At 67.4% G+C, this 13,736-nt stretch carries 14 protein-coding genes; 7 read left to right on the plus strand and 7 right to left on the minus strand.

Annotated features, from left to right (window positions below; genetic code table 11):
• Positions 1 to 11: 11 nt before the first annotated feature.
• Both Q1J95_RS03270 and Q1J95_RS03275 read left to right on the plus strand, forming a co-directional pair.
• Positions 12 to 827, plus strand: coding sequence for a general stress protein (locus Q1J95_RS03270; protein WP_300265839.1), 816 nt, complete (start codon positions 12 to 14; stop codon positions 825 to 827).
• 29 nt (positions 828 to 856) lie between these two features.
• Positions 857 to 1,468, plus strand: coding sequence for an alpha/beta family hydrolase (locus tag Q1J95_RS03275; protein ID WP_300265852.1), 612 nt, complete (start codon positions 857 to 859; stop codon positions 1,466 to 1,468).
• Here Q1J95_RS03275 and Q1J95_RS03280 read toward each other — a convergent pair.
• From Q1J95_RS03280 to Q1J95_RS03295, 4 genes are all read right to left on the minus strand, one after another.
• The gene (locus Q1J95_RS03280; protein ID WP_300265840.1) at positions 1,454 to 2,050 is read right to left on the minus strand and encodes a YdcF family protein; all 597 of its coding nucleotides are present in this window, start codon (positions 2,048 to 2,050) and stop codon (positions 1,454 to 1,456) included. The two genes, Q1J95_RS03275 and Q1J95_RS03280, sit on opposite strands and share 15 nt — an antisense overlap.
• Entirely contained in the window at positions 2,047 to 3,444 is a 1,398-nt protein-coding gene (locus Q1J95_RS03285) for an aminopeptidase P family protein (protein WP_300265841.1), read from the minus strand. The genes Q1J95_RS03280 and Q1J95_RS03285 overlap by 4 nt, the downstream gene beginning before the upstream one ends.
• A 57-nt stretch (positions 3,445 to 3,501) precedes the next feature.
• Entirely contained in the window at positions 3,502 to 4,788 is a 1,287-nt protein-coding gene (locus Q1J95_RS03290; RefSeq protein ID WP_300265842.1) for a cellulase family glycosylhydrolase, read from the minus strand.
• Positions 4,789 to 4,952: 164 nt separating this feature from the next.
• On the minus strand, positions 4,953 to 5,969 hold the full coding sequence (locus Q1J95_RS03295; RefSeq protein ID WP_300265843.1) for an endonuclease/exonuclease/phosphatase family protein: 1,017 nt from the start codon (positions 5,967 to 5,969) through the stop codon (positions 4,953 to 4,955).
• A 74-nt stretch (positions 5,970 to 6,043) separates the two neighbouring features.
• On the opposite strand from Q1J95_RS03295, the gene Q1J95_RS03300 reads away from it, so the two are divergent.
• Together Q1J95_RS03300 and Q1J95_RS03305 are read left to right on the plus strand one after the other, a co-directional pair.
• Positions 6,044 to 6,913, plus strand: coding sequence for a PHP domain-containing protein (locus Q1J95_RS03300; protein WP_300265844.1), 870 nt, complete (start codon positions 6,044 to 6,046; stop codon positions 6,911 to 6,913).
• Between the two features lie 30 nt (positions 6,914 to 6,943).
• Positions 6,944 to 8,638, plus strand: a complete 1,695-nt coding sequence (locus Q1J95_RS03305; RefSeq protein ID WP_300265845.1) for an aminotransferase class V-fold PLP-dependent enzyme — start codon at positions 6,944 to 6,946, stop codon at positions 8,636 to 8,638.
• Between the two features lie 6 nt (positions 8,639 to 8,644).
• Here Q1J95_RS03305 and Q1J95_RS03310 read toward each other — a convergent pair whose 3' ends face one another.
• A complete protein-coding gene (locus Q1J95_RS03310) occupies positions 8,645 to 10,159 on the minus strand; it encodes a DEAD/DEAH box helicase (protein WP_300265853.1) in 1,515 nt (504 codons plus the stop codon).
• Between the two features lie 198 nt (positions 10,160 to 10,357).
• On the opposite strand from Q1J95_RS03310, the gene Q1J95_RS03315 reads away from it, so the two are divergent.
• Both Q1J95_RS03315 and Q1J95_RS03320 read left to right on the plus strand, forming a co-directional pair.
• The gene (locus Q1J95_RS03315) at positions 10,358 to 11,212 is read left to right on the plus strand and encodes a CPBP family intramembrane glutamic endopeptidase (RefSeq protein ID WP_300265846.1); all 855 of its coding nucleotides are present in this window, start codon (positions 10,358 to 10,360) and stop codon (positions 11,210 to 11,212) included.
• A 10-nt stretch (positions 11,213 to 11,222) separates the two neighbouring features.
• Positions 11,223 to 11,933: a ferritin-like fold-containing protein gene (locus Q1J95_RS03320; protein ID WP_300265847.1), complete on the plus strand. Its 711-nt coding sequence runs from the start codon at positions 11,223 to 11,225 to the stop codon at positions 11,931 to 11,933.
• A 12-nt stretch (positions 11,934 to 11,945) separates the two neighbouring features.
• Here the strand turns inward: Q1J95_RS03320 and Q1J95_RS03325 are convergent, their stop codons facing one another.
• Complete coding sequence (locus tag Q1J95_RS03325) at positions 11,946 to 12,233, minus strand: hypothetical protein (protein ID WP_300265848.1); 288 nt, start codon at positions 12,231 to 12,233, stop codon at positions 11,946 to 11,948.
• Positions 12,234 to 12,238: 5 nt separating this feature from the next.
• Positions 12,239 to 12,463: a DUF3107 domain-containing protein gene (locus Q1J95_RS03330; protein ID WP_300265849.1), complete on the minus strand. Its 225-nt coding sequence runs from the start codon at positions 12,461 to 12,463 to the stop codon at positions 12,239 to 12,241.
• Positions 12,464 to 12,622: 159 nt separating this feature from the next.
• Between Q1J95_RS03330 and Q1J95_RS03335 the strand changes: the two genes are divergently transcribed.
• Positions 12,623 to 13,736, plus strand: a 1,114-nt coding sequence (locus Q1J95_RS03335) for a UvrD-helicase domain-containing protein (protein ID WP_300265850.1), incomplete at its 3' end; no start/stop codon positions are given.

The raw sequence follows: 13,736 nt of genomic DNA on the forward strand, positions 1-13,736 counted from the left end.
ACAATGGCCAGATGAGCATGCTGAACCGCCCTGCAGGCAGCGCCGCTGTCGGCGACACCGTCGCATCGGTGCGCGACTACGAGGCCGCGCAGAAGACCGTGTCCAAGCTGATCGCGGGTGATGTGCCGGCGCGCCACATCGCGATCGTCGGTCAGGGAGTGCGCACGATCGAGCGCATCACGGGGCGACTCGGCTACGCCACCGCTGCCCGGCAGGGAGCTGTCAACGGTGTCCTGATCGGTCTGCTGCTGTCGGCGATCCTCGTGATCGGCAACCCCGACGTGCCGATGCAGCTGTTCCTCGGGTACATCTTCATCGGTGTGGCCCTCGGCATGATCTTGAGCCTCATCACGTATGCGATTGTGCGCCGCCGGCGGGATTATGCGAGCGTGACGCAACTGGCCGCCGACCACTATGAGGTCGCCGTGCAGGCAGACTCTCTGGCCAAGGCGCGTGAGGTGCTGGGCAAAGCGCAGCGCACCGAGGTCGTGCGCCCGCCGGTGAACCTCGACGAGCCCCCGCGGTATGGTGAGCGCATCGCACCCGGGTCTGAGACGAGTGCAGTGCCGCAGTCGCCCGCAGCCCAGCCAGACACCACCGATGCGCAGCAGGTCGGCGGACACGTGATTCCGCCGCGCCCGGCCGATCCCGTTCCGCGCTACGGCGAGCGGATCGCTCCCGACGCACCCGCGGCCGACGCGCCGGCGTCTGATCCCGCACCGGATGCTGCGCCCTCAGCAGACGGGCCCGATCCCGCACCGGACGCCGCGCCTTCCGCACCGGATGCCGCGCCTGACGAAGGCACGCCGAAGCGCGACGACGCGTGAGCCTGAGCGTCGAGCTGCCGAAGGGCCGTGTGTCGGTCTCCACCGAGTGGGGTCAGGGCACAGGGCGCGGCGTCGTCGTACTGGCGCACGGCGCCGGTGCCGGTATGGACCACCCGTTCCTCGTCGGGCTCTCCGACGCGTTGAACGCGCTGGGATTCTCCACGCTGCGCTTCACCTTCCCCTACCGCGAGCAGGGCCGGCGACTGCCGGGGCCGGCCGCGCATGCGATCGCGACGTGGCGCGAGGCGGTGTCTCACGCCCGCGTGCAGGAGCCCGATGTTCCGGTGTGGGCGGCGGGGAAGTCATACGGCGGGCGGATGGCATCGATGGCGGTGGCTGAGGGCCTCGAGGTCGATGGGCTGATCTACCTGGGGTATCCGCTGCATCCTCCGGGAAAGCCAGACAGGCTCCGCGCTGATCACCTGCCGGGGATCAGCGTGCCGCAGCTGTTCATCGAGGGAAAGAACGATCCGTTCATCCAGCCGGTGTCTCAGCTCGACGAGGTCGTCGCGACCTGCCAGAACGCGAGCATCGCCTGGGTGGAAGGCGGCGGGCACTCCTTCGAGGTGAAGGGCGCCAAACGTCCCGCGGACGAGATCGGCGCCTCACTTGCGCCCCTCGTGGATTCAGCGCTGCTGTAGCCGAAACAGGAGCAGCCGCACCGCCGCGGCGATCTTCATCGGGATGATCTCACCGAGTCGGTGCTCATCGGCGCGCACGAGGCGCTGGGCCAGGTCAGGGCGCAGCTGCCAGAGGTACTCGCGCGCCACCTCGGCGTGCGGCGAGTTCGAGACGATCTTGATGGTGCCCGCGTGCTCGAGCAGCCCGATCACATTCTCGATGTTCTCCTGCGTCGAGCGGCTCTCCGCCTCGAGCAGGATGCGCCCGGTGAAACCCAGCTCCTCACGGGCGTAGCGCTGCATGATCTCCGCTTCGGGTATGGCGCCCTCGACCGTGCCGCCGCACATGATCACGATGCTGTCCGCTGAGCGGTCACGCGATCGGATGCCGGCACGCACCCGGTATCGGTTCACGAAGTTCGCGCGTTCGCCGCGGTTGCCGTATCCCAGCACGACGACGACCTCGTGCCCAACGGTGGGGGCGTTCCCCAGAAGCCGATGACTGGATCGCCAGTGCACCCACTCGGCCCAGGCCGCCGCGGCCGTGTAGGCCGCGAAACCCGTCCAGAACAGTCGGCGCGCGAGGCCGCCGCGCTTGCTCAAGCTTCGCGGCCCCTCGCGATCCACGCCTCGACCTCATCCGCGGTGCGCGGGATGTCAGCCGACAGGTTGACGGGGCCGTCCGCGGTCATGAGGATGTCGTCCTCGATGCGCACGCCGATGCCGCGCAGCTCTTCCGGCACGGTCAGGTCGTCGATCTGGAAGTACAGGCCGGGCTCGATCGTGAAGACCATGCCCGCCTCCAGCTCACCGTCGTAGTACATCTCACGACGCGCCTGGGCGCAGTCGTGCACGTCGATGCCCAGGTGGTGGCTCGTGCCGTGCACCATGTACCGGCGGTGCTGGCCTCCGGCCTCCGCATCCAGAGCCTGTTCGGCCGACACCGGCAGCACGCCCCACTCGGCGGTGCGCTTCGCGATCACGGACATCGCCGCCTCGTGCACCGTGCGGAACTTCACGCCCGGACGCGCGGCGGCGAAGGCGGCATCCGCGGCCTCCAGCACCGTCTCATAGACGCGACGCTGCACGTCAGAGAAGGTGCCGTTCACCGGCAACGTGCGCGTGATATCGGCGGTGTAGAGGCTGTCGGCCTCGACGCCTGCATCCACCAGGATGAGGTCTCCGGGGATCACAGCGCCGTCGTTGCGCGTCCAGTGCAGGTAGCACGCGTGCGGGCCGGATGCCGAGATCGTGTCATAACCCTCGCCGTTGCCGTCCTCACGGGCACGCCGGTGGAAGACGCCTTCGACGACCCGCTCGCCGCGGGCATGCTGTGCGGCATGCGGAAGAGCGGCGATGATGTCGTCGAAACCACGTGCGGTGATCTCGACGGCACGGCGCAGCTCGGTGATCTCGTACTCGTCCTTGATCAGGCGCAGCTCGGAGACGACGCGGGCGAGTTCGGCGTCGTCCACGGTGACATCGTCGTTGGACGGGCGGAACGCCTCGAGGTGATCGGTGGCGACTGCCAGATCGGCGGCGACACCCGCGAGGGAAGGGCGCGGGCCGATCCAGAACTCGCCGACGGTGGCATCCGCATAGAACTCGGTCGTGGTCCGGTCGGCGCGTTCGCGGAAGTACAGCGTCACCTCATGGCCGGCATCGGTCGGCTCGAACACGAGCACGGAGTCGGGCTCGCTGTCCGCGGCCCATCCGGTCAGGTGCGCGAATGCGGAGTGCGCGCGGAACGGATAGTCGGTGTCGTTGCTGCGCTGCTTGAGCGAACCGGCCTCGATGACCAGGCGCTTGCCATCGAACGCGGCTGAGACCTTCTCGCGCCGGGCGGCGGCGAACGCGGCCTGCGGGCGGGCGGAGGGCAGTGACTCGGGGCGGTCAGCCCAACCGGTCGAGATCGTGTCGAGGAACCCGCGCGGGAATGGCTGCTTGCGGTTCGTGACGGGGGCTTCGGCGGTCGTGTCGCCTTCTGCGGTGCTCATGCCTCCAGTCTCTCACTCCGCGGGCAGGGCGGCCAGGTGCCGCCCTGCCCGTAGAACTCATCCGGTCGCAGGTAGTTCGCCGGCGCGGATGTTGTCGCGCGCCCACGCTCCTGTTGCTTTGAGGGATGCGCCGTTCCACGGGCCGCCTGCGGCGCAGGTGCCCGGCTCGAAGGCAGCTCCCGAGCGTGCGTCATCCGAGAAGTTCCACTTCACCCAGCTGATGTTCTTCTGCTCCATCAGGTCGAGGTACTGGTTCGCCCGGGTGAAGTTCAGCGCGCCGTCGCCGGATGCTTCTTCCGCTCCGAACTCTGTGACGAAGATCGGCAGAGAATCCGATGCCGTGTCGAGGGCGTCGACGTACAATTGATCGTGCGACGCGGCGTAGAAGTGGAACGTGTACATGACGTTGGACGCGTCCACGGGGTTCGCGATGATCTCACCCGGGCCGCCACCCTGCGAGATGCCGAGTGACGACCAGCCGGGCGTCCCGACGAGCACGACGCCGTCCGGGTCTTGCGCGCGGATGACGGGGATGATCTCGTGCGCGTACGAGCGGATGTCGCTCCAGCTGACGTCTTCCCCATTGGGCTCGTTCGCGATCTCATACAGCACCGTGCCCTTATCTCCGTGCTGCTGGGCGATCTCAGTGAAGAAGGTCTTGGCGCGGTCGACGTTGTACCAGGGATCACCGGGGGTCAGCATGTGCCAGTCGGCGATGACGTACATGCCGCGGGCGTAGGCCTTCTCGATGAGGGTGTGCACGAGGTTCGTGTAGTAGGCGGGGTTGGTCTCGTAGCCGCCTTCCTGCACGTAGGTGGAGAGGCGGATCACATCGGCGCTCCAGTCGTAGGCCAGGGCGTCGAGCGACGAGTCAGTGATGCACTGGCTGTACCACTGCAGGCCGTGCGTGCTCATGCCGCGTAGCTGGACCGGCTGGCCGTTCTCGCCGCAGAGCATCGTGCCGCACACCTGCAGGGTTCCGGCCTTCTCGATGGGAGTGCCGTCGGCGGGGACATCGGGATCGGGCTCGTCTGGGTCGGGCTCTTCGGGACTGCCGGAGCCGCACGGCACGGCGTTGCGCCACACGCCCCACTGGCCGGTCGTTCCGGGTGTCTCGCCCTGCGTCCACCACTGCGCCGACCAGTTCTGGCCGTCGTACGAAACCGTATCGCCGCCGGTGTACACGGCACTCGCCGACCACGCCGGTGCGCACTCGACAGCGGCAGCGGCACTCTGCGCCGGGGTGCTCGTCAGGGCGTGCGACACGGTGGCGCTCGCGGACGGGGCGAGCATCACGGCAACCGCGACGCCAGCCACCAGGCCTGCAAGAGTTCTCTTCTTCATCAGGTCTCCCTCTGCGATATCGGAGATCGCGACGTTGGTCTCCGGTGGCTCCTCGGTGCCGCGCCGACAGTGCGGCACCAGAATAACTAGTAAGAAGTTTTACAGACAATAGCGTGAGTCGACGACGGCGGCCAGAGGAACCGTCGTACCATGTGAACAAGAGGTCAGCTCGCCGGCTCGAGCTGCACGACCAGCGCCCGGTGATCGCTGCCGGCTGCGTCGAGGACGAGCGACCCGCTCGGTTCCCAATTCGCGCTGGCCATGACGTGATCGATCGGAGCACCCAGCACCTCCGGATACGACGCTGGCCAGGTTCCGGTCGCGCCGGTGCCGGTTCGGCTCGCCGCGTCGCGGCAGTTGCCGATGTCGCCGCCGTTCACACCGAGCGAGGCCATGTGGTCGACGGTCGCGTTGAAGTCGCCCGCGAGGATGAAGTCGCCGGCCGGGCACTGGTTGGCTATCCACCGCAGGTCGGACTGCCAGCGCTCCATCGCCTCGACGCGTGGGGCGACAGCGTGCACGGCGACGATGGTGGGGCCGGTGCCGTCGACCGGCATGATGACCGCGCTCGGCACGGAAGAGGTGTTGCTGCTGCCGTCGGAGGACGAGTCGATCACCGAATAGTCGCCCAGATCGGGAGCCACCAGCACGGTGGTCTCCCACGCCTGCGGTCCGTTGGGGACGTCGCCGAACCGCACGTGGTGCACCCACATCGGATGCCCCTGCTCACGCAGCATGAGGGCGATGCGTTCGCCGACCGATTCCGCTGTCTCCGGCAGCGAGACGACGTCGACCTGCTGCGACAGGATCGCATCGGCGATCTCTTCGGCCGAGACCGCTTCGCCCGCGGTGTTCCAGGTCAGCACCCGAATGCTTTCATCGGCTTTCTCCGGCAGCGACCCGGTGCCGAATCCGCGCACGGCGCCGACTGCGCCGGTCGCGGCGGCGCCGAGCAGGGCGACGATGAGAATGGATGCCGCGAAACCCCGCATCGGTCGGGCGAGAAGCAGCAGAAGCGCCAGGACCGCGATCACGAGAAATCCGCCGAGCACGACACCGCGCACCGCGATCAGCTGGGCGAAGGGAAACGTCTGTTCGAGCTGGAAGAACTGCGGCCAGACGACGATGGCTGTCGCGATCGCGAACAGCACGGTGACCAGGACTCCCAGCAGACGAAACATCCTCATAAGCCTACGGTCGCACGCTGTGAATCGCCTGCCGCGTCACTGTGTGCTCGGCGCAGTATGGTCGATGCATGGCAGATGCACATCTTTTCCGCGGACCGAGCGATCTGCATCTGCACTCGAATCATTCCGACGGCACCGAGAGCCCTGCTGAGGTGGTGCGCCAGGCAGCTGCCCACGGCATCCGTACAATGGCGCTGACCGACCACGATCGGACCAGCGGGTGGGCTGAGGCGTCCGCGCAGGCGGCCCAGCTGGGTATGACGTTTCTGCCGGGTATGGAGCTGTCAGCCAAGCACGAGTGGCGCAGCGTGCATGTGCTGGGCTACCTGTTCGACCCGGCGGATGCCGCGCTTCGCGCGGAGACCGAGCGCATCCGCGGTGACCGCATCGGGCGCGCCGAGCGGATGGTGCGTCGTATCGGTCGTGACCACGATCTCACCTGGGACGACGTCGTGGCGCAGACCACCGGTGACGCGACGGTCGGGCGACCGCACATCGCCGATGCGCTCGTCGCTCGGGGCATCGTCCGTGATCGGGCGGCGGCCTTCGACGGCATCCTCCACCCGCGTGAGGGGTACTACGAACCGCACTACGCGCCCGATCCGCTGACAGCTGTCGGGCTGATCACGAATGCCGGGGGAGTGGCGATCATCGCGCATCCGGTGACGAGCGGGCGCGACCGGATGATGCCGGTCGCCTTCATCGAGCGGCTCATCGCCGCCGGCCTCGGCGGCTTCGAGATCGAACACCGTGAGAACACCGCTCGGGGCAAGCAAGTGCTGCGTGAGCTGGCGGCGAAGCACGATCTCATCACGACCGGCTCCAGCGACTATCACGGTGCCGGAAAGCCCAACGTGCCGGGGGAGAACACCACCACGGATGCGATGGTCGCGCGCATCATCGGGCGTGCGAGCGGCACGGCACCGCACTACCCGTGAGCGCCCGTGTCGGCAGTAGCATCAGAGACTATGAAGTCAGAGCCTGCGATCGTCGCACGCATCCGCGACGCCGTGATCGGAGACAATCATACGATGCTCGGTCCCTTCGGCCCGCGCCGCGTGACATACGCCGACTACACCGCGAGCGGGCGCGCGCTGAGCTTCATCGAGGACTTCATCCGCGACGAAGTGCTCCCGTACTACGCGAACACTCATTCGGAGTCCAGCGGCACGGGTCTGCAGATCACCCGGCTGCGCGAGGACGCGCGCGCCATCATCCATCGGAGCGTCCACGGCACCGACGACACGATCGTGATCTTCGCAGGCAACGGCTCGACCGGCGCGATCAACAAGATCATCGGAATCCTCGGTCTTCGTCTGCCCGCCGACCTCGATCACGAGTACGACTTGAGCGCTCAGATACCGCAGGCGAAGCGCCCCGTCGTCTTCATCGGTCCGTACGAACATCACAGCAACGAGCTGCCCTGGCGAGAATCGATCGCGGATGTCGTGACGATCCCGGAGGATGACGACGGCCACGTCGACCTCGACCGACTCGCCGCGGAACTGGGGCGCTATGCGCATCGTCCGCTGAAGATCGGCTCCTTCAGCGCGGCAAGCAACGTCACCGGCGTCCTCACCGACATGGCACGCATCACCGACCTGCTGCACGCGCATGGCGCGCTGGCCTTTTGGGACTATGCGGCCGCGGGGCCGTATGTCGATGTAGATGCATCGAAGGCGGACGCTGTCTTCCTCTCGCCGCATAAGTACATCGGGGGGCCGGGCACGCCAGGAGTGCTCGTGCTCCGCCGTCAACTACTCAGCAACTCGGTTCCGGAGATGATCGGCGGCGGCACTGTCGCGTATGTGAATCCGCGCGATCACCGCTACCTCGACGACCTGCCGCGCCGCGAAGAGGCGGGGACACCGGCGATCATCGAATCGATCCGCGCGGGTCTTGTCTTCGATCTTAAAGAAGCTGTCGGCGTCGACACGATTCACGACCTCGAGCGTGGTTTCGTAGGTCGCGCGCTGGACGCCTGGAGCAAACACCCCGCGGTCGAGATCCTCGGCAATCCGAATGCTGAGCGTCTTGCGATCGTCTCCTTCCTCGTGGCGGGGCCCGGAGGTCGGTACCTGCATCACAATCTGGTGGTCGCCATCCTCAATGATCTGTTCGGAATTCAAGCGCGCGGCGGATGCTCCTGCGCAGGCCCGTACGGGCATCGCCTGCTGGGCATCGACTCCGAGCGTTCGCACGCGTTCGAGCGTGAGATCGTCGGCGGCTGCGAAGGCATCAAACCGGGCTGGGTGCGCGTGAGCTTTAACTACTTCATCAGCGACCGGGTGTTCCAGTACATTCTTAACGCCGTCGAGCTCATCGCCGATTTCGGCCACCGGCTCGTGCCGCAGTATCGTTTCTCACCCGATACCGGGCTGTGGCGCCACATGTCTGGAGTGACCGAGCCGCCGTTGGGTTTGTCCGAGCTTTCGTACGATGCCGCCGGACGGTTGACATTTCCGCGTCGCGAGAATCGTGCTCCGGAGTCGGCGCTCGCCGGATATCTCACCGAGGCGCGTGCTCTGTTCGAGTCGCTGCCGGATCCGTTCGATGATGGTGACGGCTCGCGCGTTGTCGACGAGAGACTGAGTGCCGGCTTCGAACAGCTTCGCTGGTTCGACTTGCCGGCGGTGTGTCTCCTCCGTGAAGCCGTCGACTGAGCTCGGTTACGCGCCCGCCGGAGCGGCGCCGCCTGAGCGCCGACGCCGGCGACGGCGCTGCGGAGCGGACTTGCCGTCGTGGTGCTCGCCGCCCTTGCCGTCGTGCGTTCCGGCGCCCTCGGCCTCGCGGTCGGCGGGAGCAGACTCTGAGGCCGCTGGAGCGGCCGCAGCCGAGGTGCCCTCGGTGAAGGTCGAGCCGACGCCGTCACCGGATCCGCCACGACGGCGACGGCGGCGTCGTCGGTTGCCGTCGCCTGTACCGCGTGCGGCTGCGGCATCGGCGGCCTTCTCGGGCCGACGGCTGCGCTGTGTCTTGTTCGCCTGGGTCTTGGGCGCCGTCGTGAGGCGGCCCTTCGTTCCCTCGGGAATGTTCAGATCTTCGTACAGGTGCGGGCTCGACGAGTAGGTCTCGACGGGCTCGGGCTGACCGAAGTCGAGGGCGCGGTTGATGAGTGCCCACTTGTGCAGATCTTCCCAGTCGACGAAGGTCACCGCGATGCCGGTCTTGCCAGCGCGGCCGGTGCGGCCGGCGCGGTGCAGATAGGTCTTCTCTTCGTCGGGGATCGTGTGGTTGATCACATGCGTGACATCGTCGACGTCGATGCCTCGGGCCGCGACATCTGTGGCGACGAGAACATCGCGCTTGCCGGCCTTGAACGCGGCCATGGAGCGCTCACGCTGCTCCTGGCCCATGTCGCCGTGCACGCCGCCGACGTTGAAGCCGCGATCGCCGAGCTCGTCGACGAGGCGCTGTGCTGCGCGCTTGGTGCGCGTGAAGATGACGGTCTTGCCGCGGCCTTCGGCCTGCAGGATGCGGGCGATGACCTCGTCTTTGTCGAGCGAATGCGCCCGATAGACGACATGCTTGATGTTGGCCTGTGTCAAACCCTCGTCGGGGTCGTTCGCACGGATGTGGATCGGGCTCGTCATGAAACGCCGTGCCAGTGCCACGATCGGTCCGGGCATGGTCGCCGAGAACAGCTGGGTGTGGCGCACGGCTGGCACCTTCTGGAAGATCTTCTCGATGTCGGCGAGGAAGCCGAGGTCGAGCATCTTGTCTGCCTCATCGAGGACGACCTCCACGGCGCCGGACAGGTCGAGCAGACGCTGACCGGCGAGGTCGATGAGGCGGCCGGGGGTGCCGACGACGATCTGGGCGCCGGCTTTGAGCTGGTCGATCTGACCTTCATAGGCCTTGCCGCCGTAGATGGCGACGACGTTGGTGGAACGGTTGCTGGTGAGCAGGTCGATGTCTTCGTACACCTGCACCGCGAGCTCGCGCGTGGGGACGACGATGAGTGCCTTCACACCCGGCTCGGGGTCGAGGCCGAGCCGCTGGACGACCGGGATTCCGAACCCGAAGGTCTTGCCGGTGCCGGTCTTTGCCTGGCCGATGATGTCTTGCCCGGGAAGGCCGAGGGGGATGGTCTGCTCTTGGATGGGGAACGCGTCGACGATGCCTTTGACGGCGAGTGCGTCGACGATGTCCTGATCGATGTCGAGATCAGCGAATGATGTCACGTTGTGCTGTGCCTGTCCGGCGGCCGTGGAATCGGCCGCCATTGAAACGGATCCACGCCGTCTCTTGTGCCACAGGCGCGGCGCCCTGCTCCAGCGGCAGGACGCATCCAGCCTACCCGAGGGGCGTTCCGGGAAACCCGAAGCATTCGGCGGGGCATCCCGGCGGTGCCGGGCGCGTCGGGTTTCTAACGTGAGGGTATGTCAGTTTTCTCACCCGGCGCGTTCCCGTCTTCCGTACCTGTGCGTTCGAGGCGACGGGCCGCCACGATCTTCGTGCTCGCGACGCTGACCATCATCACGGCGGTATGCGTCGGCTTCCTGCTCTCCAGCGTCACGCTTCCCGACTGGCTCACGCTCATCGGACGGTGGATACCCGCGGTCGTGTCGCTGATCGTGATCGCGATTGTGCGGCCTCCCGGGTCTGTCAGTCGGTGGTGGATGCTGCGCCCCCGGCGCGTCGGCACCCTGCTGAGCGGGCTGGCCGTTGGTACGATCGGCATCGCGGCGATCTATGCCGTCGCTGCGGGGCTTGCGGTGCTGTTCGGCGTGGCGGCGCCGCTGTCGTGGGGGTCGTACGCCCAGATCGCGGCTCTGGCCATACCCGCCGCCATCGTGTTCTCTCTGAGCACGCTCGGTGAAGAGGTCGGCTGGCGCGCGTTCTTGCCGCAGCTCATGCCGGAGTTGAACCTGTGGGTTCGCGCTGGCGCCATCAGCGGCATCTGGGTGCTGTTTCATGTTCCGCTGCACGCCGCGATGATCCTCCAGGGGGTGTTGTCGCCGATGATCGGACTGGTGTCGACGCTGCTTCTTCTTCCCCTCGGCGTCTTCCTGGCGATGCTGGTCGAACGCTTCGGCAGTGTGTGGCCGGCGGTCATCGCACACGCCGTGCCGATGTCGGTGCTGAATCTCGTGTCAGGCTCGGCCGAGCTGTCTGCTGGGGCGCTCTGGTCGCTGACGGGTATCACGACGGCCGTACTGATCGTGGGGGCGATGCTGGCCGCTCCGCGTCGGCGACAGACGGGCGGCGATGGCGTGAGCGCCGCGCACCGGTAGTGTGAATGTCGTGGTGAAGTGGTTCTGGCAACGTGACAAGCCCCGACGCTCGCTGACGCTGCGCAGCCGCGGCGATATGGGAAACGCGACGCGGGTCGACTTCGCCGAGCTGGCGCCCGAGCTCGACAGATTTCTCGGGCAGGCCGCTTATCTGCAGCTGGGGTATTTCGAGACGCTGACGCGCCTCATCCGGGCGACGCCCGAGCTGGCGGAGAAAGAGGCGCTGTCGCGCGCGGCCGGAGCAGCGCTCGACAAGCACCGCGGCATCCTCGACATCATCCACGAACGCGGCGACGACCCCACCGAGCTCATGCTGCCCTTCCGGGAGCACCTCGACGCGTTTCGGCGTAAGACGATCGGCGTGCGGCCGCGCGAGACGCTGCTGGCGGTGTACATCACCGCAGGAATGCTGGATGACTTCTATCTCGCCCTGGCCTCCAGCTACGGCGACATCGGCAGCCGCGTCGCCGACATCCTCAGCGAGGACGACGCCACCGATGAGATCGTCGTGATTCTCACGCAGACGATCGAGAGCGACACCGAATGGCGCTCGCTGCTGTCGATGTGGGCTCGCCGCCTGGTGGGAGACACCCTGCTGGTGGCGAAGCAGGCTCTGCGGCCCGAGCGCCTGGCGGAAGAAGAGCACCGCGTCGAGCCGGTCTTCACCGAGCTCATGGGAGCTCACGCCCGCCGCATGGATGCGATGGGTCTGGCTGCCTGAGAGCGGACGACGTCAGATGCCGAGCGCGGCCTTGCGCGAAGCATCCGACCGGCGACGCTGCTGCGTGACGACGAGGCCGACGACCGCCGAGACCACGATGGCCCCGCCGACGCTCGCGACCCATAGCCAGATGCTGTCTTGACCGACGCCCATCCATTGCAGGGCGGTGTAGACGATGGCCGAGGCGGCCGTGGCGATGCCCGGGACCAGCGCGACGCCCCGCAGGGTGCGGTGCGGCAACAGGTAATGCACGGCGATGCCGAGGGCGCACGCGGCGATGAGCGCGAGAAGGATGTACATCGCGGTCAGGCGACGAAGCCGACGCGGCGCGACTCTTCGGTGCCCAGCTCGACGTAGGCGAGGTTCGCCGTCGGCACGATGTAGGTGTTGCCCTTCACATCGGTGAAGCTCACGTGCGCCGAGGCCTGGTCGAGGGCGCTGGCCACCTGCGAGCGGACGTCGTCAGCGCTGGTGTCGGTTTCGAAGCTCAGTTCGCGGCCGTTGTTGACGATGCCGATGCGAATTTCCACGCGTGCTCCTTGAAGTTCGGGGACTGCGCCAACTCTACCCTGCGGGGGCGAACCGAGGTCGGGGGAGGCGTCGGGTTTCGCCCTGAGCGCACACGTCGGTGGCGGGCGCCGTCTGGTGGGCGTCGGTCGGTGTCGGAACCTGCCGATAGCGTGGATGCCATGACACACGATGCCGGGCAGAGAGCTGTGGTCGATGCGCCTGTCACGGCATCCGGCGTGATCATCGGCGCCCCGGGCACGGGCAAGACGCACACGCTCATCGGCCGGGTCGCGGCGCTGATCGGCGACGGTGCCCTGGCGCCCGAGGAAGTGCTCGTTCTGACGCCGAATCGTCAGGCGGCGACCGTGCTGCGCGATCGCATCGGCGTGCGCATCGGCCAGGCGACTCCGGGCCCGCTGGCGCGCTCGCTGGGCTCGTTCGCCTTTCAGCTCGTACGTGGGGCGATGGTGCACGCCGGCGACGAACCACCGGCGCTTCTCACCGGTGCTGACCAAGATCGCATCATCGCCGACCTGCTCGTCGGCGACGCCGACGACGAGGCCGAGGGGATCGAATCCCGCTGGCCGCAGTCATTGGGCGTCGGCGTGCGGGCCTCGAAGGGGTTTCGGTCTGAGCTTCGTGCCTTTCTGGCTGAATGCACCGAGCTCGCCGTGCTTCCCGCCGAGCTCCAGGCATCAGAGCGCGAGGTATGGCGCGCCGTCGGTGTCTTCGCCGATGAGTACCGCACGGTGCTGGCGGGAATGCGCACGGCTTACCGCGATGCGGTCGACCTTGTCAGCGAGGCGGCGGCTATCGTTCGTGAAGCGGATGCGGCGGTGCTCGGCCCGCTCGCAGCGCTGCGTGTCGTGCTGATCGATGACGCGCAAGAGATCACCCGCGGCGGGCTCACGCTCGTGCGAGCGCTGCGTGAGCGCGGCATCGCGGTGCTGGCGTTCGGCGATCCGGACATCTCCTCCGGCGCGTTCCGGGGGGCCAGTCCGCAGCTGTTCCACGATCTGTCGGCTGTGCTCGGCCGGGTGTTCGTGCTCGATACCCCGCATCGGCAGTCCTCGGCGCTGACCGATCTCACCCGCACCGTCACCCAGGCGATCGGTGTCGCGGGCCGTGTCGAGCACCGCCGGGCGCCGGGCCCCGCACCCGAGACGCCCGATCCCGCCGTGCAGGCGTTCCTCGCCGCCTCCCCGTACGAAGAGGTCGATCGCATCGCGGGCACGCTGCGCGACTGGCATCTGCGGCACGGCATCGCGTGGAGCGACATGGCCGTGATCGCCC

The sequence above is a fragment of the Microbacterium sp. genome, from assembly GCF_029263575.1.
GTDB lineage: Bacteria > Actinomycetota > Actinomycetes > Actinomycetales > Microbacteriaceae > Microbacterium.